Raw genomic sequence first — 23,010 nt, 5'->3', positions numbered from 1 at the left:
CACATTCATTTTCTGAATTGCCTCCAGCTTTAGCTGGAGGTATATGATTGATTAATAAATATGGCTTTAGCCGAAATTGCAACGTATTTTGGCTAAAGCCTAATCTAGGTTTCATTTGTACCCCCAGCTAAAGCTGGAGGCAATTCATTAATCTACATGAATAAAAATCATTTGGATCGTTTTATCTTTTAGAATGGAAAGAAACCCTTTAATAATTAAAATAAAAAAAGGTTCCTGACAAAAAAGATTGCCAGAAACCTCCAATAAAAAAACAAAAAACATCTTTATATAAAAAAACTATAAGTTTTCAGTCTCAGTATTCAGTATACAAATTTCAATTTTCAAAAACTGAGACTGTAAACTGAGACTGAATACTCAGAACCAGACTAAAAACTATAACCAAGAGCAAGGTTAAATCTAGAACCGTTTCCTCTTGTATAATTCGCATTAGTACCGTAAAACTGAGAAGTTGTCGTATAATAATCTGTATTTAGTAAATTTTCTATTCCTAGTTTTACCCTGATTTGCTCCGTAACTCTGTAAGCCGTAGCCAGATTCCATAAGTTGAAAGATTTTATCGGACCTTCACCAATTGCATAAGTGCCTTTTGCATTTGGCTGAAAAACATCGCGATCACCAACCATCATCCAGTATAATTCTACATTTAATCTCTTATCACCATATTTTGCATAACCCGTTACTTTTGATGGAGGAATTCTGTTAGATTTTAAATAAATATCCGTGGGTCCGTAAAAATGCCCGTCAGAATCCTTATCACCTCTACCCTGCACATACGCATAATTTCCTCCTATTGTCAATTGCTTGATAATTTGATAATCTGCCTGAACTTCATAACCCCAAACTCTTTCCGGTAAACGTTCAGCAACTAAATAACCATCAACCTGAACCAGATTTGTTCCTAATTTTGAAGTACTGAAATAATACGCCGCACTCCAATTAAATTTCCCTAACTGACTGCTAAATCCTCCTTCATAATTGTTAACAATAATAGGTTTTGTCTGTAACTTTGATACCGCATCTTCCTTGGCATTTGTAAGCACACGACCTAAATCAAATACCGAAAAAGACTGGGAAAAACTCACAAAAGGATTAAAGAATTTAAATCTTGAATATCTCAAACCCGTATTAAAAACAAAAGCATCATAGGTAAGATCGCCGCCTTTTACGGCAATACTTCCTGCTCCGTTTGCTCCTGTTGCAAGCGTATTATAATCGTCGATATTTATCTTAATATTTTCGGCACGTAAACCCGCTTTCAAATTAAAATCGCTAAAAATCTGCGTCGAAATTTGCGCATAAGGAGCCAGATTGACCATGTTGATATTTGGAACCCAAACGCGGCCATCAACCAGTTTTTGGTTTGTTTTATCATTTAGTAAATCAAAACCATAAATTATATCACCCGTAAAGTTTGAAGAAACCGTAAAAGGTGTATTTAAATAAACTCTGAAACCCTTTTTTTGTGATGCCGTTTGTGATTGTCCGCTTCCGTAGAAAAACGTAGAATTAGAAAATATAGTCAGGAAATCCTGAAAATATAAATTTGCCGTTAATGACGTTTTTCCAAAAATTTCCTTATTTACATATTGAAAATTCGCATTGTGATTGTAGCGCGTTCCTTCATCAGATCCTGGTCTGTTGCCAAGAATTCCAATTGCCGGACTTACGCCGTAAACACCATTTTTAAGAATAAAATCAGAATCCTGATTTGAACTGAAATAATTATACATCAATTCAAACCTTTGTTTATCAGTTAAATCATAACCCAATTTAGTAAAAACATTATAGGTTTTAGTTTCACCTAAACCATATTCCGGTGAAATAACTTCGCCTTCGCCATCACGAAAAACACCCGTTTTTTCATAAGTTCCGCTTACCATATAATTAAACTTGCTGATTTTTCCGTAAAACTGTTGGTTAAATCTATATCCGGCAGTACTATCCCCTTTTATGTTTCCTGTAGTTCCAGCCTCACTATATCCCGCAAATTTCTTTTGAGTTTTGCCTGATTTTGTAATGTAGTTAATCAATCCACCATCAGCTCCGTTACCATAAATAGCCGTTGCGCCTTTGATAACCTCAATGCGTTCAATTACAGAGGGATCGATAGAACGAATTTCTCTTCCTGCAGATTTTAATGGAGTCGATTGAGGAATTCCATCAATAAGAACCAGCGGATTTCTTCCGCGAAGTGTCTGTCCATAATTACCCGTATTATTTGTTGCTGATCCTAAACCCGGAACTGCAAAAGCCACAATATTTGCAATGTTAGGACTCACGATTGATAAATCTTCGATATCCTTTGCATTAATTACCGTTACAGATGATGGTGTTTTTGATAAAGTTTCTACTTTTCTGCTTGCCGAAACAATAATTTCATCCAGTTGATCGCCGTTTTTTTCTGAAACTTCATCCTCTTTTCCTGAAAATTTCAATTGTAAATTCACATTTATTGTTTCATTATTTGCCACTGTAATTTCTTTTTCGATTGTTTCATAACCTGCTAAAGAAGTTTGTAAAGTGTAGATGTTTTCGACAACTTTATTAAATCTAAAACTACCGTCACTATTTGAAGTGCTTTTATATTTTGAATTTTTAAGAATAATGATCGCTCCTGAAGCTGATTTCCCGTTTGAAGTTGTTATTTCTCCTTTTATTTTCCCCGTATTTTGTTGTGCAAAAGAAGAAAAGACTGAAAATAAAAAGATCAGAATAAATAAAAACTTTGACGTTCTTAAGTAAAGATATTTCATTGAATTTAAGTTTTTGGTTAATATTTGCTCTTATTTAGAATTAATAAAAACAGTGCAAAAGTAGAAATTAATACTTGTTTAACAAGTATTATTTATAATAATTCTGAATAATAATTTTTTTGAAGTAGTCTACGGCACAAACAATCAGTCGTTTTTATATAATTTATACATTCTTAAATCAAATGTTTTTGAGAATTCTGAAGATGAAATTACACTAACAAAAACAGGTAAATTACATTTTATGAGTTGGAGAATTTCTCCTGAATTTAAACTTTAATAAGATTGATTTTATTTTAAAGTTTTAGTAGAATTAGTCTAAATAAGCATAAATTTGTGGCAGAATTTTAGAAAAAACTCAGCAACTCTATTTTTACGCTTAACAAATCAAATAGTTATTTATTTGAAAAATAGATTTGGAAAAATACCCTGTATGAAGAAAGGATTTAAGAAAAAAATTGGTTTCCTGCATTTATGGCTCGGACTTGGTTCTGGTTTAATTGTATTTATAGCTGCATTAACAGGCAGTATTTTGGTTTTTGAAAAAGAAATTGACAATACAATAAATCCTGAATATTATAAGGTTACAAGAATTGGAACAACAAAAAAGACAATTGATTATTGTACCGATATATTACAGAAACAATATGCAATAAAAAAGATAACCCGTATTTATACGTTTAATGATCCTTCAAGAACGATGCAAATTTTAGGAAAGGATTCAGATAAAAAAGCTCAATTTTTTTCAATTGATCCATATACGGGAAAAGTTCTCGCAACAACTCCGCAGGAAAGCAGGTTTTTTGTAGTCGTTTTATCTATACACAGGCAATTGTTATTGGGAGAAACTGGCGAAATCATTATGGGAACATCTTGTTTAATCTTGGCTTTTATGCTTATTTCAGGTATCATTTTATGGTGGACAAAGAAAATAAAAAACTTAAAACAAAGATTAACAGTAAAATGGAGCGCTTCGTTCAAAAGAGTCAATTTGGATTTTCATTCGACTTTTGGGTTTTACAGCTTTTTAGTTTTATTGGTTATTTCCCTAACCGGATTATCATTTGCCTTTAGCTGGTTTCAGGACGGAGTTTATTTTCTGGCTGACGGAACGACAAAAAAACCTTCGGCAAAAGTAGAAAACCCAACAAAAATTGATCCTAAACTCAACAATACTGCCTTTTATCAAAGCATTTACAACAAAACCGACAGTATTTTTCCGTACACGGGAAATATTCAAATCAGAATGCCTGTTGATACGATCAATAGTATTTTAGTATTAAAGGAAAACATTGAAAAAACGATTCCAAATCAATCCAGCGCTGCTTATTTTGACAAATATACTACCAAAGAAATTGAAGCAAGACCTTACGAATCTTTCTCAACCGGAGACAAAATAAAACGTCTGAATTACCCAATTCATACCGGAAGTATTTATGGTTTAACTACCAAAATAATTGCATTTATGGTCGCTCTTTTTGCCGCAACATTACCAATTACAGGATTATTGATCTGGCTTGGAAAAAAGAAAAATAAGAAATAAAATACGCTTGAAAACAACATAAAAAACGCCTTCAAACAGTAAATTTGAAGGCGTTTTTTATTGAAATTAAATCTTCTATTATTAATTAAGCCGGAATAAGGTTTGTTGCAATACCAATTCTGTTCCAGGCATTTATGGTAATAATGGCTAAAATTACCTGAGCAAGATATTTTTCATCCAGCACTTTTGCTGCTGCTGCATAAGTTTCATCTTTTACATGATTGCTAATCAAAGTAATTTCTTCGGTCAAAGCTAAAATTGCGCGTTCTTCCTCAGTGAAAAACGGAGTTTCGCGCCACGCATTCAAAGCATAAATACGCTGTTCTGTTTCACCGGCTTTACGCGCATCTTTAGTATGCATATTAATACAAAATGCACAGCCATTTATTTGCGAAGCCCTAATTTTAATCAGTTCTTTATGCGTTCTTGTCAGCGACGTGCTTTCAATAAATTTTTCAAGTCCCAGAATGGCATTATATCCAGCCGGCTCAATTTTGTCAATTTGAATTCGTGTTTGCATCTTTTTATTTTTTATAATTAATACTTTATTTAAAATCGAATTATAGTAGATTATTTATTTATTCAGCAAAATTAAACAACAAACTGGATGCAAAATATACCAATTTTAAAATAAAGACCAGCCCAGATATCAAATGCTTTTTTTAAGTATTTCGAATGCTTTCTCTATTTCATTTTCATCGATTGATGCAAAACCAATTCTCATTGCATTAGTATCAAAAACTTCATTTTTATAGAACTTTCCGTTGCCAAGATGAAGTCCGTTTTTCTCTGCATTTTGGGACATTTTTTCTAAATTTATTTTCTTATCAAAAGTGGACCAAACTGCAAGTCCGCCTTCCGGAATTGTGAATTCAATTGTATTTTTAAAATCCGATTGAAGAATATCACAAAAAAGATTCCTGCGTTGTTTATAGATTTTCAGGGATTTACGAAAATGCCTTTCCATATCGCCATTATTAAACATAACCGAAAATGCATCTTCAAGAAGTGTGTCGCCCTGTTTGTCAATCAATTCACGTAAAGCGGCGGCAGCGTTAATAAATGCTGAAGGTCCGGACATAAAACCAATTCGTAAAGCCGGGGCAAAAGTCTTAGAAATCGAACCTATATAAATCACATTATGATTGTGATCAATACTCGCCAAAGGCAAATAAGGCTTGTTTTCGTAATGAAAATCAAAATCATAATCATCTTCAATAATCGCAAAACGATATTCCTTCGCCAGATTTAACAACTTTAATCGGCGTTCCATACTCAGCGTAACCGTTGTTGGAAAATGGTGATGCGGAATAATATAAACGGCTTTTATGGTTTGTTTTTGTAAAATATGCTCCAGATAATCAATGTCCATTCCGTTTTCATCAATAGGAATTCGAACTAATTTTGCACCACAATGTTTAAAAGTATCATCGGCAAAACGATAATTTGACGTTCCGACAGCCACAATATCATCCAGATTTAAAAGCAATTGCGCCGTTAAATAAATCCCCATTTGGCTGCCTTTTGTTATCAGAATATCTTCTGATGGCGCCACTAAACCTCTTGTGTTTGAAAGATAATTTGAAAGCGAAATACGAAGATGTTCAGATCCTTTTGAACTTCCGTATTTCAAGAAATTTTTTCCGTAAAATTTTCTCGAAAGACTTCTGTATTCCCGCATAAGCTGATCTACAGGCGCCAGACGAACATCAGGAAATCCATCATCGATAGTAAGAATTGAATTTTGAAGGTTCCTGGTTAAAGTTACATTCTTAAAATTATTAGTCCAGATAAATGATTCCTTCTGATTATTATTTTTATTTGTTTTAGGAAGTATCACTTTAGAAATCGATGGCAATTTCGACAATACAAAAACACCTTTTCGCTCCACAGATTCTGCCCAGCCCTGACTTATTAATTCTTCATAAGCTAATTTGACAGTATTTCGATTAATGCCAATTAATTCTGCGAGAATGCGGGAACTCGGCAAAATATCAGATGGCTGAAGCGTACCGTTTGTAATCAGCGATATAAAATTATTACACACCTGAATGTAAATATTTACCGAAGCATTTCGATCAATTTGAATTAGGGATTTGTATGGCAACATCTGGGCTGTAGTTTTTATAAAAATTGGTATACAAAGTTAACCCAAAACAGCTTTACATTTGAAAAAAATTATCAAAATGAAAAATGTATTAATCCTTAATTCAAGCGCGAGAACGCAAAATTCCCACAGCAGAAAACTTACCGAAGTATTTGTAAATCATTGGAGAAATCTTCATGATAATGCTGTTATTACCTTTCGCGAAATAGGGATTTCAGCCGTGCCGCATATTAATGAAAGTTGGCTGGCATCGGCATTTAAACCCGAAGAAGAAAGATCTCAAGAAGACAAAGAAGCCTTAAAAATAAGCGATTCCTATATATCAGAATTGCATGAGGCAGATATTATTGTTTTGGCTGCGCCTATGTATAACTGGTCAATTCCCAGCGCTTTAAAAGCATATATCGATCAGGTTGTGCGAATTAATAAAACATGGAAATTGAATCCGGAGAATATGGAAAATCCTTATATTGGATTACTTGAAAACAAAACGTTGTTTCTCTTGCTTTCAAGAGGTTCTCAGGGATATGAAAAAGGAGGTTTTAACGAACATATGAATTTTCAGAGTAATTATTTAAAGACAGTTTTTAATGTTATGGGCGTTCATAATATTCATTTGGTTACGGTTGACGGATCTTCGTTTGATCCGGAAATATTCAAAGAAACAATCAAAAATTCCCATCAAAAAATACATTCTCTTATTGAAAGCGAAGTGCCTTAAAGTATCTCTTTTATGGATTATGTACTATTTCCCACGAAATAACCACAATCATTGTCATTCCGAGGAACGAGGGATCTCCACAAGAAACTAACGCAAAGTATTTCTTAAATTGTAGAGCTACTTATGTGTCCTTCGACTTCGCTCAGGATGACAAAAAAAACGCAGATTAACTTTTACAAATATTTCTTAATATCCACGTTTTAATCAAATTACGATTTACTATTTCTGAATTTCATTTAACACAAAAACTTCAAAATTAAATCAACTTTCAGATTGTCTATTTTAAACTTTAAATTGTCCGTTTCAGCATAATTTCAATTTTAAGTTGATGACTTATAGCGCAAATTTGTCCTATAAATCAACTTAAAAAATAGAAATCATGAATGTAAAAACAACTAAAATTATTTATTGGACAGGAATCGTATTAACTTCTTTATGGTTTGGTACCAGCGGAATATTCGAACTTACTAAAAATCCTTTAGTTTGGGGAATTACACTACAATTGGGTTATCCTGCACATTTTATTTATTTACTTGGCGTAATGAAATTGTCAGGAGTTATCACATTATTAATTCCGAATAGATTATTAAGATTGAAAGAATGGGTATTTGCAGGTGTGTTTTTTGACATCACATTTGCCTTCTTTTCAAAACTTGCCGTACTTGATTTTTCTGCAACTATTGATACTATAATTGCATTTGTAATGGTAAGTGTGACGTATATTATGTTCAGAAAATTATATACTGCAACTTATATTATTGCAAATTAATCATCACAAAATCCATTATAAAAAGAAAAAAATGTCTGAGAATCTTTGGGCATTTTTTGACATTACAATTGTCCAAATTCAAAAATAAAATTATATGAAAAATGCATTTTTAATAACCACAACTATTGCGCTTTCAAGCCTTTTTTTCCTGAATTGTTTCATGTTTCCGGATAGTCATGAAGAACTAACGGGAAAATTAACATCTAAAAAAAACAAAATAGAAACGACTAATAATAACAGTTTTGCCATTGTAGAACTTTTTACTTCCGAAGGTTGTTCGAGCTGTCCTCCTGCTGATGAATTAATGGCGAAATTGCAAAACGAAACCAAAGACAAAAACATTTATTTCCTGGCATATCACGTTGATTATTGGGATCGTTTGGGTTGGAAAGATCAGTTTAGTTCGAACAAATTTACGGTTCGTCAGCAGCAATATCAAAACTGGCTGAATCTCTACGTAATGTACACGCCTCAATTTATCATCAACGGAACTACAGAATTTGCAGGATATAACGAAGCCAGTCTTTACAAAAAAGTTTCTGATGCTTTAGAAACAACACAAAATTCAAGTCTGGAACTTAGCTCGAGTTCTGATAGAGATTCTTTGAATATTAATTTTAGAACAAATCTTATTCAAAAAAATACAAGTTTATTTATTGCAACGGTTCAAAAAGAAGCAACATCAAACGTTAAGCGCGGTGAAAATAAAGGAAATACATTGCATCACGTTCAGATTGTGAAACAGCTTAAAAGTTTTACTTTAAATGAAAAGGAAGGAAATATTGCAATTGAAAAACCTATAGGTTTTAATACAAAAGATTGGGAGTTAATTGGTTTTATCCAAAATACTTCAACCGGGAAAATTTCCGCTACAGCGAAGGTTGATTTGAAATAGAAATTGCCCACGGATGATACGGGTTTAAACGGATTTTCACTGATTAATTAAGATTACATTGCTATTGACAAACCCGACAGGTTTTAAAAACCTGTCGGGTTTAACTTTAAGGTTTTGAGAACTTGTATTTTTACAATGATTTGTCGTTTAGATTTTTATTTTTATTTCTCGCAGATTTTGCAGATTGAGCAAGTTTTTATTGGAAAAAGACTGTCGTTTCGAAGAATGAGAAATCACATCCTGACAAACCTGACAGGTTTTTGAAACCTGTCGGGTTTAACTTTAAGGTTTTGAGAATTTGTATTTTTACAATGATTTGTCATTTCGTTTCTATTTCTATTTCTCGCAGATTTTGCAGATTGAGCAGGTTTTTATTGGAAAAAGACTGTCGTTTCGGAGAACAAGAAATCACATACTAACAAACCCGGCAGGTTTTTAAAACCTGTCGGGTTTAGGGACAATTGTAATCATTTAATATTTAAACTTTTACCTATTCTCTAACCAACTTAAAAAAGCGGTCGCTTTATCTTTTCCAACTAATAATTTTTCTTCTGTTTGGATTGTTAATTTGATGATCAGCTTACGCGAAAAATAATGTTCCGCTTCTCTGATGGCCGAAAAATTAACCAAATATTGTCTGTTCGTTCTAAAAAACTGCGTTTGAGATAACAGCTTGTGTACCTCATCCAGAGATTGCGCTATTTGATATTCGACCTTATCAAAAGTCATAATTGTTGGAGTTTCATTTTTGATAAAGAAAAAAGCAATATTCTCTGTTAGAACAGTTTGATATTTATTATTTTTAAAAACCAAAAAACTGCTTTTTCCTTTATTTTCGCCATTTCTGGTTAATAAATAATCAAAATCAGGCATTGCTTTTTTATTTCTTTGGAAGAAATTCTTTAATTCACCCGCTTTTTTAATCGCCTGAGCAATACTTTCACGCGAGAAAGGCTTCAGTACATAATCGATTCCGTTTGATTTGAAAGCTTCAATTGCATAATCGTCAAATGCCGTACAAAATATTACGGGCGATAATACTTCAACATTTTTGAAAATTTCAAAACATAAACCATCTGCAAGCTGAATATCCATAAAAATAAGATCTGGCTGATCATTTTCTAAAAGATAAGTCACAGCTCCGTCTATACTTTGAATATACGACAAAATTTGGGCATCAGGTCTGATACTTAGAATCAACTGACCAAGTGCTTTGGCCGTTTTTACTTCATCTTCAATTATTACGATAGTCATAAAGCATTGGTATTTTTACTTTAAAAGTAGTTTCGGTTTTATCAATTTCAATTTCTTTTTGCATCAAATGCATAAAACGCTGGTTGATATTATCTAATCCAACACCGGTTGATAATACGCCGCGTTTGAGTTGTATTTTGTTTTCGATTACCAGGAAATCTCCTTCGGTATAAAGTTTTATGTGCAAAGGTTTATCAAGAGAAACCACATTGTGTTTGATGCAATTTTCGATTAATAATTGTAGTGTAAATGGCGGAACAGCCGAATCATATTGTCGTTGATCAACTTCATTTTCTAAAACAAATCCATCTTCAAAACGGGCTTTTAGCAAATAAACATAAGAATCTAAAATCTGAAGTTCTTCTCGTAACGGAATCACATCTAATTTTCTGCTTTCAAGCGTAAAACGATAAAAGTCAGATAATTTTAAAATAAAATCAGAACTCTGCGGGTCCTGAATATCTACCATGGATTTCAAAGTATTCAAACTATTGAATAAAAAATGCGGATTTACCTGTTGTTTTAATAACTCATATTGTGCGCCAAGATTTACGGCTTTGGTACGTTCTAATTCTACTCCCAATTGTTGGCTTTGATAATTTTGAAAAAGCAAATGCAGGAACATATATACAATCAGATTGATTAAAACTCCGCGTAATTCAAACATAATTGGAGCTTCCATTTTTGATATCTGAAAAAGTTCCTGATGTCCAATTACCAAAATAACCATCACCAAAATCCCCATTACAACACTTAATAAAAGTTTCCAGTTGAACAAACTTTTATGGGTTCTTTGCGACGAAAATTTGGGTAAACTGTAAATATTATAATACCAAATAAAAACAGAAAAAAGTAATGTAATCGAAGAGTTGATTATTATATCTCCAAGCGTTGAATTTGTATCGAATAATTTGGGTATTGAAGCAAGAATCGCCAATGCTATAGAACTTCCCCAAATAACTTTTCGGGAAACCTGAAAGCGTTTTACTTTTTCCATAATTTGTGTGTTTGTTTTTTAATCTTGCTTTTCAAAGATAGGGTATTTTGAAAATTATTTAAACGCTGAATTTAGCAGGTGAATTTAACTGTAAGGGTGTAAAAAATTTATCGAAGAGAACTCAAAGATTTTTTACAATGAAAATTTAATAAAAACGCAAAGTTCACAAACGGTGTGTTAATCGTTGTGAACTTTACGTAAATAGCTGTTTTCTATACGTTTAATTTTTTTTAAGCTGCTATTAAATTTTTAATTTTTAATTCTAAATTTTTAATTCTTAAAATTATCTACATCTATAATCGCCTGCGCAAATGCTTTTGGATCTTCTTGCGGTACATTATGCCCTATTCCCTTTAGGATTCTGTGTTCATATTTACCTGTGAATTTATTGGCGTACCCTTTTCCGTCAATATTTGCGCCGTCAAAATCGCTTCCTATTGTAATTGTTGGAACTTTAATTGCAGGTCTTGTTGCGAGTTTCTTTTCTAAACTATCATATTTAGATTCTCCCGCTTCCAGAGATTGTCTCCATCTGTAATTATGAATGACAATTGCAACGTGATCCGGATTGTTAAATGATTGTGCTGTTTGATCGTAAGTTGCTTTATCGAAATTCCATAACGGAGAAGCAATTTTCCATATCAGTTTATTAAATTCATAGGTATTTTGGCTATAGCCGATTTTCCCTCTTTCGGTTGCAAAATAATACTGATACCACCAACCTAATTCTGCCTGAGGAGACAATGGTTTTAAATTCGCTTCAAGATTTACCACCAGATAACCACTTACCGAAACTAATCCGTTTAAGCGTTCCGGCCAAAGTGCCGCCATTACAACCGCTGTTCTTGCTCCCCAATCAAATCCGCCAATAATGGCTTTATCAATTTTTAGCGCATCCATAAAAGCAATGATATCTGTCGCTAATGCTGCTTGCTGTCCGTTTCTAAAAGTATCTTTTGATAAAAATGTTGTTGTTCCTGAACCTCTTAAATACGGAGTTAATACTCTGTATCCTTTTGCTGCTAAAATAGGAACGACTTCATTATAACTGTGAATGTCGTAAGGCCATCCGTGAAGTAAAATTACCGGAGTTCCCGTTGATGGTCCTGCTTCTGTATATCCTATATTCAATAAACCTGCGTTGATTTGTTTTAATGTTCCTAATGAACTTGCTGTTTTTATTGTTCTATCTAATTGCGCATTTACAAATGTCAGCGTAAAAAATAAAGCTGCGATTAAAAGCATTTTAGAAGTTATTTCATTGATAAAATTGCTTTTGCTTTTTTGTATTATTTTCATGATTATTATTTTTAATAGTTTGATTAATAGTTGATTTCTTCGTCAAAAGTATCTTGATAACAATCCTTATACAATGAAAAAATAGTTGAAACGGACGAAGTAAAGATTAAAACGGACAGACTAAAACCTGAATATTGCGGTGATTTATTTTTTCATTACCAAAATTGGTTTTCCTTTCTCAACAATATACGTCGCCAGTTCAGAAGCTTTATCATTACTATTATTTTTTGCCGAATGAAATTTTCCTGCCGGAATAAAAAGTACTTCTCCCGCTTTTAATGTTACTGGTTTTTCATCCTCAATTTGATATTCTAAAACGCCTTCTAAAACATAGATTACTTCTTCTCCCGGATGAGCATGTTTTCCAACTGAGGTATGAGCATCAAAATCAATTCTTGCCTGAACCGTTTCATGTCCGGAAATGCTTAGATCGTGTTTTTGTAAATCTGTACGTTTAATTCCGTTTTGTTGTGCAAATGCGTTGTTTGAGATCAAAGCCATAAAAGCAAGAATGGCAATTGTATATATACTAAAGTTTGTATTTGTTTTCATATTCTTTGTTTTTGATTACGTGTTAAATTTTTCTCGCAGATTTTGCAGATTGTGCAGATTTTATTTTTTAATCTTTATAATCCTTTTAATCTGTGGCTTTAATTTAAAACACATAGAAAAATAGGTTTTGAGTATCCTAACAGGTTTTCAAAACCTGTTAGGTATTTATTATATCAGTTTATTATTTTCTCAATGATTTAAAAGCTGCACGAAGTTCTTCGGTAAAAAGTTGTGGTTCTTCCCAAGAAGCAAAATGACCGCCTTTTGATACTTCATTAAAATAAATCAGGTTTTTATATGCTTTTTCAGTCCAGCTTTTTGGTGCTTGATAAATTTCTCCCGGGAAAACAGTTACCGCAACTGGAATTTTAATGTCGTTTGTTTTTTGTTCTGCCACATTAAAATTGTTGGTATTATTTTCCCAATACAATTGAGCCGATGAATTTGCGGTATTTGTCAACCAAAACAAAGAAATATCGTCCAGTATTTCATCTTTCGTAAGTGATTTTTCGGCATTTCCTCCGCTATACGTCCAGTCGTTGAATTTATCCAAGAAAAAGGAAGCCAATCCAACAGGAGAATCTGTAAGTCCGTAGCCTAAAGTTTGCGGACGCGTAACCATCATTCCGGCATAACCTCCGCCTTTTGTATATAATTTATTAAGAGAAACAAAAGCTGCTTTTTCCTTAACCGATAATCCTTCAGGCGCCGGATCACCATCTTTTAATGCTTTTGCAATATCAGCAGGAACCGTTGCCGGCATATTTACATGAATACCTAATAATCCTTGTGGCGCCTGACGTGCCATTGCATCTGCAATTACAGAACCCCAATCGCCGCCTTGAGATACGTAGTTTTTATATCCCAAACGTTTCATTAAAATATCCCAGGCATTTCCAATTTTTTCCGGTCCCCAACCAGTTGCTGTTGGTTTTTCAGAAAAACCATAACCCGGCATTGACGGAATTACAAGATCAAAGGCATCTTCGGCTTTTCCACCGTAAGCAGTAGGATCTGTTAATGGCCCGATTACTTTTAAAAGTTCAAAAAAAGATCCCGGCCAACCATGAGTAATTATTAATGGTAAGGCATTTTTATGTTTTGATTTAATATGAATGAACTGAATGTCTAATCCATCGATATTGGTTACAAATTGAGGTAATGCATTTAATTTGTTTTCTGTTTTACGCCAGTCATAAGTTGTTCCCCAATATTTTACAAGGCTTTGAATTTGCTGTAATTTAACTCCTTGTGATTGGTCTGTGACAGTTTCTTTATCCGGCCATCTTGTTGCGTTTACTCGATTGCGAAGTTCAGTTAAGGCTTCTTGTGAAATACTGATGTGATACGGACGAATTGCTTCTGAATCTACTTTATTCTGTACCTCTTTTTTTTGTCCGAAGCTAGTTGCAGCGATCAGCATAAAAGTTCCTGTTGCAATTGCGTTTAGGAAGCTGCGTTTGTTTTTTTGAATTGTTTCCATTTTGATTATAAATTATGTTATTGTGATTAATTTCTTCGACAAAACTATGTCGATATCACAGGCTATAAAATCAGTAAATAGTCAAAACGGACGAAGTTGAACCCGAAACGGACATTCTCAAACTTGAAAATTTTACAATATTTGGATTTTGTAGAATTTCCTTTTAAAATCAAATTATATGGAAGAAAAAGGGATTTTGCATTCTATACTATAAGTAGGAAACAATTCGATAGATTAAAAAAATAACTACAGATAAAGGATTAAAAAAAATGTTTCACGCAGATTTTAAAAAGATTATAGCAGATTTAATTCGAGATAATCATCTGCGCACATCTGCTTAAATCTTTTTAAAATCTGCGTGAAAAAATTGACACCTAATAGTCTTATAATAAAAAAGCCCGATCGCATAATCAGGCTTTGGTCAATTAATTTCTTTATTATTTTTAAGCTTTCAAATCATCAAAATAAGTTGTTGTTTCTTCAATCAAGGAATGCATTAATTCTGTAGCTTTTGTATGTTTTAAAATGGGTGCAATTTGTCCGCCCCAAAATAAAATCATATCCCATTTTTGCTGATCAAGAGCCGCTTTTCGTAATGGCGATATAAGCGTAGTCTGTAACGGAAATGGCAGAATATCTGTTTCCTTACCCGAAATTTCTTTGGCAATTCTGCTTGTTAATCCGCGACCTAAACGTCCGGTATAAGCACGTGTCAAAGTAGTATATTTTGCTGCGTTAGAAAACAACATTTCTCTGTGAATAGGCAAAGCATTCGATTCATCGGTGGCAAGAAATGCGGTTCCTATTTGGGCAGCATCTGCGCCTAAAGCTAATGCTGCGGCAATACCTTTTCCGTTAGCGATTCCGCCCGCTGCGATAACTGGAATTTTTACTTTTTCCCGAATAAGTTGTAACAATACAAAAGTTCCGGTTAAGGATGATTCGGCGGAAGCCAAAAATGAAGGTCGATGTCCGCCAGCCTCAAAACCCGATGCGATAATCATATCTACGCCAGAATTTTCGAGAAAAACAGCTTCATCTAATGTTGTTGCCGCGCCAACGGTTACGATTCCGGATCTCTTACATTGTTCTAAAACATCGGCAGAAAGTACTCCAAACATAAAACTGAAAACCTTAGGTTTTATGTCTAAAATTACTTGCAACTGATTTTCAAATCTGGACTGAAACGGAGTTGGTTTTTCCGGTAACGGAATCCCAACTTCATCAAAATAAGGTTTGTATAATGTTTTTGTTTTACTGTATTGTTCGTCTGAAAGACCAGATTCAGGTATGTCATGATCAGAAACCCAAAGATTAATGTTATACGGTTTATTTGTTGCTGCTTTTAACTGTTTGTCGACATCATAAATTTCCTGAGGAGACATTGTATAGGCACCATATCCGCCAAGTCCGCCTGCATTTGATACCGCAGCAGTTAATTCTACCGTTGATAAATTACCTCCAAATGGTCCCTGCATTATCGGATAATCAATACCTAATAATTCTGTAGCTTTTGTATTGTACCACATTGCTTTTTATTTAAGTTTATTCGCTTATATCCGTCAGCATTTTATTGACAATAAGCCATTTTCCGTTAATCTTATGGAAAGATAAAAAATCCCGATAATTAAACTCGTACATTTTTACATTAATTTCGGCTGTAGCAATTGAATTTACTACGTTAATCTTCAAAATTTCTCCTTTAAAAGGCTTTCCCGAATCTTTAGGACTTTGTCGGTTTTTGACACCACTCAGGTAAAGATCGACCGTTTTAAAATAAGGCTGACCTTTTATATCTCCAAAAAGCAAAGCTCCTTCATAAAAAATACTTCCCAAACGTATTGCATCACCTTCGTAAATTCCTTTAAAATAATAATTTTCTAATGCATCAGTAATCGCTGACACGTCTGCCTGATTTTCCATTTTAGTATTATTTTGAGCTTTTACGCCCTGTAAAATACAGAGCATAAAAGCAATTAATAAAATAGTTTTCAACTTAATTTAAATTATGTCCTGCACCTTTACCACCATCAACATTGATGATTGAACCGGTAATAAATTTGCTTTTTGCCACGGTATATACCATTTCGGCAACATCATCAATCTCCCCTACTTTGTTTAGCAAATGTAATCCCGCGCTTTTATCTGCATTATCACCGTGCATTGGCGTACGAATAACACCCGGCGCAATGGTATTAACGCGAATGTTTTGTTTACCAAATTCTGCCGCTAACTGAATCGTCAAAGCGTGAATTGCACCTTTACTTGCTACAGGAGCCGAAGCCGGCCATCCGCCCAATCCGTGATTTACCAAAGGCGTTCCTATATTGATTACAACTCCATCTTGTTGTTTCAACATTTGAGCAATTGCCGATTGTGTGGTAAAATATGTCCCTTTTAGGTTTGTTGTCAAAAATTTATCTAAATAAGCTTCATCAACTTCCAGGAATGGTTTACTATCAAAGATTCCGGCATTGTTCACCAATACATCTACAGAACCAAATTTTTCTAAAGCGATTTTTATCAATTGTTCGCCTGTTTGTTTGTTGCTTACATCTCCGGCAAACATTGCCAGGTTTTCTCCGGCGCCAAATTCATTATAAGTTTTTTCTAATGAAGATGGAGTTATGGAATTAATTACAACATTATCGCCTCTGTCCAAAAAGTATTTGGCGATTCCTTTTCCTATTCCGGAAGCTGCTCCGGTAACGATTATCGTTTGTTTTTTCATGATATTTATTTTTTATCGGCTGTAATGCCTTTTTCTCTTAATACTGATACTTGTTCTCCTGCGTAACCCCAATCGTCCAGTTCAATTTCCTGAATTACAACATGGGTCAAATGCGGATCTTTGTTTAATACACTGGTAATCAAATTAGTGATTCCGCTTATTAATTCCTGTTTTTGCTCGCGGGTTACACCTTCACGAGTCAATTCTAGTTTTACGTAAGGCATGGCTTTAGTTTTTAGATTGTGCAGAAAATGCAGCTTCGGCTGTAATATTAAAATCCAACTCAAAGTCGTTGTAGATTAATGTATCTCCTAAATCTTTGAAGAAGTTTCCTGAACGGAATTTGATATTAAATTTAGTACGGTCAATAACCAATTTACCAAATAGTCTGATTTCATTTTTGTTATGCTCTACATTAACTTCAAAACCAACAATATTAGAAATATCTTTGATAGTAAGGTTTCCTTCAAGATAATATCTGTTTTCTGATAATTCTTTTACTAAAAGAATATCAAATAATGCGGTTGGGAATTTTTCGATAGAGAAAAAATCATCTGATGCAAGATGTCCGGCAAATTGAGCATTTGTATCAGGATCTGCAATGTCCAGAATTTTAATTGTTGATGTATTAATGATGATAAAACCCTCTTTTATTTTCCCGTCATTCAGTGTAAAAATACCTTCTTTGATATCAATTGTTCCATTATGTGCACCGGTAATTTTTCTACCAGTCCAATCGATTTGGCTATTTGCGCTTACGATTTTAAAATTTGTTGTTTCCATTTTTATTGTATTTAAAAGTACAGTACAAAGGAACGGCGGGTATGGAAATTGGTTACGTGATGTAGATCACTATCTTTTTTAAGGTGCAAGAGGCGAAGGTTTTTGTTTCACGCTTTATTTTTAATCGCGCAAAGTCTCAGAGGCGCAAAGTTTTGTTTCACGAAGATTTTAAAAAGATTTAAGCAAATTTGAACAGGATTTTTTAAATTACGTTAAGTTTATTTTATGTCGATTTTTTATCCTCCTTTTTTGTCCTCCTTTTTTGTCCTCCTGAGCGGAGTCGAAGGACACGTAAGTAGCTCGACAAAGATTGCCGCTTTATTTTGCGGAGTTGTAGTGTGTCCTTCGACTCCGCTCAGGATGACAAACTACGCGGAAAAATACAAACTAAATAATCTGCGTTTATCTGCTTAAATCTTTTAAAAATCTGCGTGAAATAAAGTCATTTTTTAATCTGTTTAAAAAAGCTTTTACGAGTTAAGTCGGCTTAAGGTTTCTCTTGAAACACCCAGATAAGCGGCAATTAAATGTTTGGGAACTAAATTGTAAAGTTGTGGATATAATGCCAAAAGTTCTTCGTAACGGGTTTTGACATTGTTATTCATAAAAGATAAAAGTCGTTTTTGTGATGCGATATATCCTTTGTTGGTTCTCCAGCGGAAAAAATGTTCTATTTGATGAAATTCACTGCACAATTTTTCGCGGTCACTATTAGAAAGACAAAGCAATTCGACATCAGAGATGCAATCTACATTTATGGTCGCGGGTGTTTGATTGTACAAAGCTGTATAATCTGATGTCCACCATGTTGGCATTGCAAATTGCAGAATGTACATTTTGATTTCGTCATTGATAAAAAAAGCTTTTAAACAACCTGAAATCACAAAATATTCGCAATCTACTTTGTCGCCTTCGCTAATAATGGTTTGCCCTTTTTTGAATGATAAAGGTTTAAAATGCGAAAAGAAATAATCGAAGTCCTCGTTTGTTAACGAAGCCGTTTTTGCGATGTGTTCTTTTAGGATTTCTTTGGAGGTCATTTTTTTTGAGGTACTGAGGTTCTGAGTGGCTAAGTTACTGAGTTTTTTTCTTTAAAGGTTTTTCTTGAAGGTCTGAGGTTCTGAGTTACTGAGTTTTTTTATCTTCTATATTTGTTATGAAACTAATTTCTAGCCCTGATTGAAGTGGAAATCCTTTTTATTTTTTTCTTTAAAAAATAAAAAGATTGTAGCGGAAAGCAAGAAATAGCTCCTAATTCTTCGACTTCGGGCAGAGTGACAATTTTAAATTCTAAATTTCAATAGGGAAAGCCCTTCGACTTTGCTCAGGGTGACAATAGAAAAAAACTTAGAAACTCAGATACTTAGCGTCTTAGTAACTTTTCTCCTCACTCTTCAACTGCAACGCTCTTTGTAAAAAACTCTGATGTATTATTTTGTTTTCGGCTTCGTTGATTGCCTGAAGTAAATTATTTTGATTGTCGGCAATTTCAGTGAGTACGGTCGACATGACATTCCAAATCGGTTTCATTTTCAGGATAAGTTCCTGCCCTTTTGGTGTAAGTGATAATAGTCGTTTACGTTCGTCTAATTTGTCTTTTTTTGAACGAATTAGCTTTTGTTTTTCGAGTTCCTTAAGCAAACTTATGGTGGAAGGATGTGTATAACCAATTTCGTTTGCAATTTCGACAACGCTCAAAACTTCTTTATGATGCAGGGTATAAATTACCGGAAACCATTTGGGTTCAAAATCGATTCCGTATGATTTGTACAATAAAGCGCCGTCTTTTCGCAATTGCTCGCTGAGACGCTGCAATCGTGTTGAAATGGCTAAAATCCCCGATTCATCTATAATATTCATCCTTATTTTTTTAGTTTTAAATGACAAAATACATTGTCGGCGCTCATAACTGGAAATGTCTGCGGAAGCGATTCTTTTTCAATACGATTAAAATTGTTTCTTTCGTAAAAACGCAAAGCGGCTTCTAATATTGATATTGTTCCCAAATATAAATCATCAATTTGATTTTCATTGCAATAATTAATTAAAGTGTCTAATAATTGTTGTGCAATAGAAAACTCTTTTCCACGGAATTCTTTTTTTACAAACATTTTTCTAATCGCGGCTTCATTGTCTGAAAATTTCACTAATGCAATTGTACCCACTAATTCATCATTTATGAATGCTCCCCAAAAACATCCGCCATTTGTGTAATAAAAGTTTTGAATGTTTAATAAATCCGGTTGGTCGTCTATTGTGATTGCGACATTAAACTCTTTTTGCTGAATGTTTAAAATTAAATCTACAATTGTATCTGCGTATTTATTTTCTATTGGAATAATTAGTGGTTTCATGTCTTTGAAAATTTATAATACAAAACTACGTAGTTAAATACATAAATAAAAATATTTGACTAAAAATTATTGTTTTTTTGTTTCACGCAGATTTAAAAAAAAATTTAAGCAGATATTGCAGATTACTTCAATTATTTTTTTACCTGGTTTAAATTTAAAAAATCTCTTCAGAATCTGCCCAAATCTGCCGAATCTGCGTTAAATAAACTGGCACTTTTTGTGATATTTCTAAAATAAAATCCCGCTATCAAATGTGAAACTTATCACAAAATATCAAAAACATTTGTATATATGACCAATCGGTCATATATTTGTACTCGTAAAATGAAAGTTACCATGACAAAGGGAGAAGAAACCAAACAATTTATCATAGAAAAAGCAGCCCCAATATTCAATATAAAAGGAATCGCTGCAACTTCTATGAGCGATATTATGGAGGCTACAAAGTTGTCTAAAGGAAGTATGTACGTTCATTTTGAAAATAAGGATGTGCTGGCTTGTGCTGCCGTTGATCATAATATGAAGGTATTGGGTGATAAACTTGTATCTGCAATTAGTAAAAGCAAAACTGCTAAAGAAGAACTGTTTACTTATATCGATTTTTTCAGTAATGCTATAAATCCTCCACTTACTGGTGGTTGTCCGTTATTGAATTTCGGGACTGAGGCTGATGATACCAATCCTGTTGTCAAAGAAAAAATAAATAAAGGCTGTAACGCTAATCAGCAATTATTAGCCAGTAGTGTTAACAAAGGAATTACTAACGGAGAGTTTAATCCTGAGTGGAATGCCGATGAATTTGCAATCGTTATGTTTGCCATGATGGAAGGCGGTCATCTAATTTCAAGGATGTCAGGCAGTAATGATAAGATGAAGATTATCATTAAAACCCTGAAAAAAATAATAGAGGAAAACACACTCTAATTTTTTTTTATTATAAAAATGACCTTTCGGTCATAAAAAAAACACAATCACAAAAATCAATATCAATATCAATATCAATATCAGCATCAAATTTAAAATAATCTGAACAGATGTTAGTATGATATTTAAAAAAATCTACATAATAACACTCTATAAAACAGTCAAGTAAGTACAGTACGTTCACAGTACCTTTATCATCTTGCCAGGGACCATCAATCTTCATTTCTCCCTCACTGTACTCAGATAATTGATTATTCTTACCCTGCTGTCCTCTACCTTCTCCTCTACCTTGACCCATGCCACTGTGGAACTTGGACTTGCTCATTCCAGAGTCATAATCAGCAGACCTTGGACCCTTGAATTCCACTATCAATGACTCATCCACTGATTCTTGGGTGGGAGATAGAGGCCTGTTAGGATCTCTGTTCTTCTTTTTAGTAGAAGATTTACGTTCTCTGGTATCTGTCGATAGAATATAATGATGAATTATGATATATTGATAAAAACTATATGAATGTAGATAATAATATATCTGTCGGTAATAATGGATAAATGAGAAAACGTATTATTGCAAGTGCAGTGTGTACTATTACAAATGCAGTACGTATTGTTGCAAATGCAGTACGCATGCAAGTAGAAAGGAGTGAATGATGTAATAGGACTAACAATTATAAGTTAAAAATCAACAATTGTAATGTCAAATAGCACTGAATTGTGATGCATTCATACTCAATGATAAACACATAATAGTTTCGTTATTTTTCTTGCTTTAAGAATGCAATCAGATAAGTTTCATACGATAGAATGATAGAAGTGTTATACAGTGACAATACAGTACGCACCAGTATTAGATCTTTCAACTGTTCTGTTTAATTGAAATCCTAAGAGCACGTCATTCTTCCCAACAGCTCTAGAACTGTTCCACGGAACGTTCTCTTCCTCTTCTTCCATAATGTTACCAGATGATTGTATAGGATTACTGGAATCAGTTCTAGGTCCCCAACCTTGTCTGCTTGACTGTACCCCTTTAGGGGAAAAGGTTTGCATTTCATTTTCTGATAAATTATTCCATTTTTCGAATTCCATTGAAGTTTCATGCGGGGATACACTTAGAGATAAATTAGTATTAAAATTATTTTTATAATTTTTTGATGATTCAGTGTCCGGTGTACTTATAGCTGAGGATCCTGGATCCTGTCTGGAATCTCTATGTAATCCTGGAGAGTCTACAAAAATGTTTAGATTGGGCTTTGTCGGAGGCCTTCTAGAAGGATCTTGGGTGCGGATTCCAGAAGGATGAGTGGGTTTGCGTGTGTGATGTTGTTCTGCATCCTGTGAGAGAGAGTGTTTATCTTGATATTCATCCCTAGGAACAGATGATTGTGAAGAATAAGATTCATAAGTCTCATCTTTCTTCTCAGACGCCTTGGAAAGATTCTTCTTTGATGCAGGAAAAATTCCAGAATCAGTTCTGAGTCTGGTTCCAGTCCCGGTTTTTAATTGTTGTTGATTAAGAGAGGCGAGCCGGTATAGAAGAGCGGCATCCATCTACATTCATGTGAAATAAGATAGAGATGCTTTAGTAAGAATCGTATGTAATAAATATGATAGTTCTAGAATAAGAAATAAGGTATAATGTGATGAAGAACTTGCTGTGCTGATGGTGCAGTAATTGTGGAGAGTCAGAAACTATGTTGCGATCATGCATGGAGAGGGGAGTAGTGAAGGTTGCGGAAAGGAGTTGAGAAACAGAGGAGGATAGGATAGGAGAGGAGAGGAGTGGAGAGGAGAGGAGAGGAGAGGATAGGAGAGGAGAGGATAGGAGAG

General features: G+C 33.8%; 23 protein-coding genes. 5 read left to right on the top strand and 18 right to left on the bottom strand.

Translation table 11 applies throughout. The features are described from left to right. Positions 1–386 precede the first annotated feature (386 nt). A complete protein-coding gene (locus ACHZDT_RS15355; RefSeq protein WP_394775500.1) occupies positions 387–2,774 on the bottom strand; it encodes a TonB-dependent receptor in 2,388 nt (795 codons plus the stop codon). A 430-nt stretch (positions 2,775–3,204) separates the two neighbouring features. Here ACHZDT_RS15355 and ACHZDT_RS15350 point away from each other — a divergent pair, with 430 nt between their 5' ends. Then, a complete protein-coding gene (locus tag ACHZDT_RS15350; RefSeq protein WP_394775499.1) occupies positions 3,205–4,314 on the top strand; it encodes a PepSY-associated TM helix domain-containing protein in 1,110 nt (369 codons plus the stop codon). Positions 4,315–4,399: 85 nt separating this feature from the next. Here ACHZDT_RS15350 and ACHZDT_RS15345 read toward each other — a convergent pair whose 3' ends face one another. Next, entirely contained in the window at positions 4,400–4,834 is a 435-nt protein-coding gene (locus ACHZDT_RS15345; protein WP_394775498.1) for a carboxymuconolactone decarboxylase family protein, read from the bottom strand. 129 nt (positions 4,835–4,963) lie between these two features. After that, on the bottom strand, positions 4,964–6,424 hold the full coding sequence (locus ACHZDT_RS15340) for a PLP-dependent aminotransferase family protein (protein WP_394775497.1): 1,461 nt from the start codon (positions 6,422–6,424) through the stop codon (positions 4,964–4,966). A 76-nt stretch (positions 6,425–6,500) separates the two neighbouring features. Between ACHZDT_RS15340 and ACHZDT_RS15335 the strand changes: the two genes are divergently transcribed. The 3 genes from ACHZDT_RS15335 (at position 6,501) to ACHZDT_RS15325 (ending at position 8,806) form a co-directional block, all read left to right on the top strand. Beyond that, positions 6,501–7,142, top strand: a complete 642-nt coding sequence (locus tag ACHZDT_RS15335) for an FMN-dependent NADH-azoreductase (RefSeq protein ID WP_394775496.1) — start codon at positions 6,501–6,503, stop codon at positions 7,140–7,142. Between the two features lie 379 nt (positions 7,143–7,521). Beyond that, a complete protein-coding gene (locus ACHZDT_RS15330) occupies positions 7,522–7,911 on the top strand; it encodes a DoxX family protein (RefSeq protein WP_394775495.1) in 390 nt (129 codons plus the stop codon). A 94-nt stretch (positions 7,912–8,005) separates the two neighbouring features. Further along, the gene (locus tag ACHZDT_RS15325; protein WP_394775494.1) at positions 8,006–8,806 is read left to right on the top strand and encodes a DUF1223 domain-containing protein; all 801 of its coding nucleotides are present in this window, start codon (positions 8,006–8,008) and stop codon (positions 8,804–8,806) included. Positions 8,807–9,292: 486 nt separating this feature from the next. Here the strand turns inward: ACHZDT_RS15325 and ACHZDT_RS15320 are convergent, their stop codons facing one another. The 13 genes from ACHZDT_RS15320 to ACHZDT_RS15260 form a co-directional block, all read right to left on the bottom strand. Then, positions 9,293–10,060, bottom strand: a complete 768-nt coding sequence (locus ACHZDT_RS15320; RefSeq protein WP_394775493.1) for a LytR/AlgR family response regulator transcription factor — start codon at positions 10,058–10,060, stop codon at positions 9,293–9,295. Continuing rightward, positions 10,041–11,057 carry a sensor histidine kinase gene (locus ACHZDT_RS15315; RefSeq protein ID WP_394775492.1) on the bottom strand — a complete coding sequence of 339 codons (1,017 nt, stop codon included), beginning with the start codon at positions 11,055–11,057 and terminating at the stop codon, positions 10,041–10,043. Before ACHZDT_RS15315 ends, ACHZDT_RS15320 begins: the two co-directional genes overlap by 20 nt. A gap of 270 nt (positions 11,058–11,327) precedes the next feature. After that, positions 11,328–12,356, bottom strand: coding sequence for an alpha/beta fold hydrolase (locus tag ACHZDT_RS15310; RefSeq protein ID WP_394775491.1), 1,029 nt, complete (start codon positions 12,354–12,356; stop codon positions 11,328–11,330). A gap of 144 nt (positions 12,357–12,500) precedes the next feature. Continuing rightward, positions 12,501–12,908 carry a cupin domain-containing protein gene (locus ACHZDT_RS15305; protein WP_394775490.1) on the bottom strand — a complete coding sequence of 136 codons (408 nt, stop codon included), beginning with the start codon at positions 12,906–12,908 and terminating at the stop codon, positions 12,501–12,503. A gap of 181 nt (positions 12,909–13,089) precedes the next feature. After that, positions 13,090–14,391: an epoxide hydrolase family protein gene (locus ACHZDT_RS15300; protein WP_394775489.1), complete on the bottom strand. Its 1,302-nt coding sequence runs from the start codon at positions 14,389–14,391 to the stop codon at positions 13,090–13,092. Positions 14,392–14,834: 443 nt separating this feature from the next. Further along, entirely contained in the window at positions 14,835–15,920 is a 1,086-nt protein-coding gene (locus ACHZDT_RS15295) for an NAD(P)H-dependent flavin oxidoreductase (protein ID WP_394775488.1), read from the bottom strand. Between the two features lie 16 nt (positions 15,921–15,936). Then, positions 15,937–16,314: a nuclear transport factor 2 family protein gene (locus ACHZDT_RS15290; RefSeq protein ID WP_394775487.1), complete on the bottom strand. Its 378-nt coding sequence runs from the start codon at positions 16,312–16,314 to the stop codon at positions 15,937–15,939. Positions 16,315–16,387: 73 nt separating this feature from the next. Then, positions 16,388–17,122 carry an SDR family NAD(P)-dependent oxidoreductase gene (locus ACHZDT_RS15285; protein ID WP_394775486.1) on the bottom strand — a complete coding sequence of 245 codons (735 nt, stop codon included), beginning with the start codon at positions 17,120–17,122 and terminating at the stop codon, positions 16,388–16,390. Between the two features lie 5 nt (positions 17,123–17,127). Beyond that, complete coding sequence (locus ACHZDT_RS15280) at positions 17,128–17,346, bottom strand: 4-oxalocrotonate tautomerase family protein (RefSeq protein WP_394775485.1); 219 nt, start codon at positions 17,344–17,346, stop codon at positions 17,128–17,130. A gap of 4 nt (positions 17,347–17,350) precedes the next feature. Next, entirely contained in the window at positions 17,351–17,905 is a 555-nt protein-coding gene (locus ACHZDT_RS15275) for a YceI family protein (protein ID WP_394775484.1), read from the bottom strand. Between the two features lie 470 nt (positions 17,906–18,375). Further along, positions 18,376–18,945, bottom strand: a complete 570-nt coding sequence (locus ACHZDT_RS15270; RefSeq protein ID WP_394775483.1) for a Crp/Fnr family transcriptional regulator — start codon at positions 18,943–18,945, stop codon at positions 18,376–18,378. Positions 18,946–19,276: 331 nt separating this feature from the next. Beyond that, on the bottom strand, positions 19,277–19,765 hold the full coding sequence (locus ACHZDT_RS15265) for a MarR family winged helix-turn-helix transcriptional regulator (RefSeq protein WP_394775482.1): 489 nt from the start codon (positions 19,763–19,765) through the stop codon (positions 19,277–19,279). 2 nt (positions 19,766–19,767) lie between these two features. Continuing rightward, positions 19,768–20,259 carry a GNAT family N-acetyltransferase gene (locus ACHZDT_RS15260; protein ID WP_394775481.1) on the bottom strand — a complete coding sequence of 164 codons (492 nt, stop codon included), beginning with the start codon at positions 20,257–20,259 and terminating at the stop codon, positions 19,768–19,770. A gap of 336 nt (positions 20,260–20,595) precedes the next feature. Between ACHZDT_RS15260 and ACHZDT_RS15255 the strand changes: the two genes are divergently transcribed. Continuing rightward, a complete protein-coding gene (locus tag ACHZDT_RS15255) occupies positions 20,596–21,183 on the top strand; it encodes a TetR/AcrR family transcriptional regulator (protein WP_394775480.1) in 588 nt (195 codons plus the stop codon). Positions 21,184–21,193: 10 nt separating this feature from the next. Here ACHZDT_RS15255 and ACHZDT_RS15250 read toward each other — a convergent pair whose 3' ends face one another. Together ACHZDT_RS15250 and ACHZDT_RS15245 are read right to left on the bottom strand one after the other, a co-directional pair. Further along, positions 21,194–21,508: a hypothetical protein gene (locus ACHZDT_RS15250; protein ID WP_394775479.1), complete on the bottom strand. Its 315-nt coding sequence runs from the start codon at positions 21,506–21,508 to the stop codon at positions 21,194–21,196. Positions 21,509–21,999: 491 nt separating this feature from the next. Continuing rightward, entirely contained in the window at positions 22,000–22,731 is a 732-nt protein-coding gene (locus ACHZDT_RS15245) for a hypothetical protein (RefSeq protein WP_394775478.1), read from the bottom strand. Between the last annotated feature and the right edge of the window lie 279 nt (positions 22,732–23,010).

Origin of the sequence: Flavobacterium sp. (assembly GCF_043722275.1) — a bacterium.
GTDB lineage: Bacteria > Bacteroidota > Bacteroidia > Flavobacteriales > Flavobacteriaceae > Flavobacterium.
The sequence above is the reverse complement of the archived record's forward strand: the minus strand, read 5'-3'. Positions and strand labels throughout refer to the sequence as shown.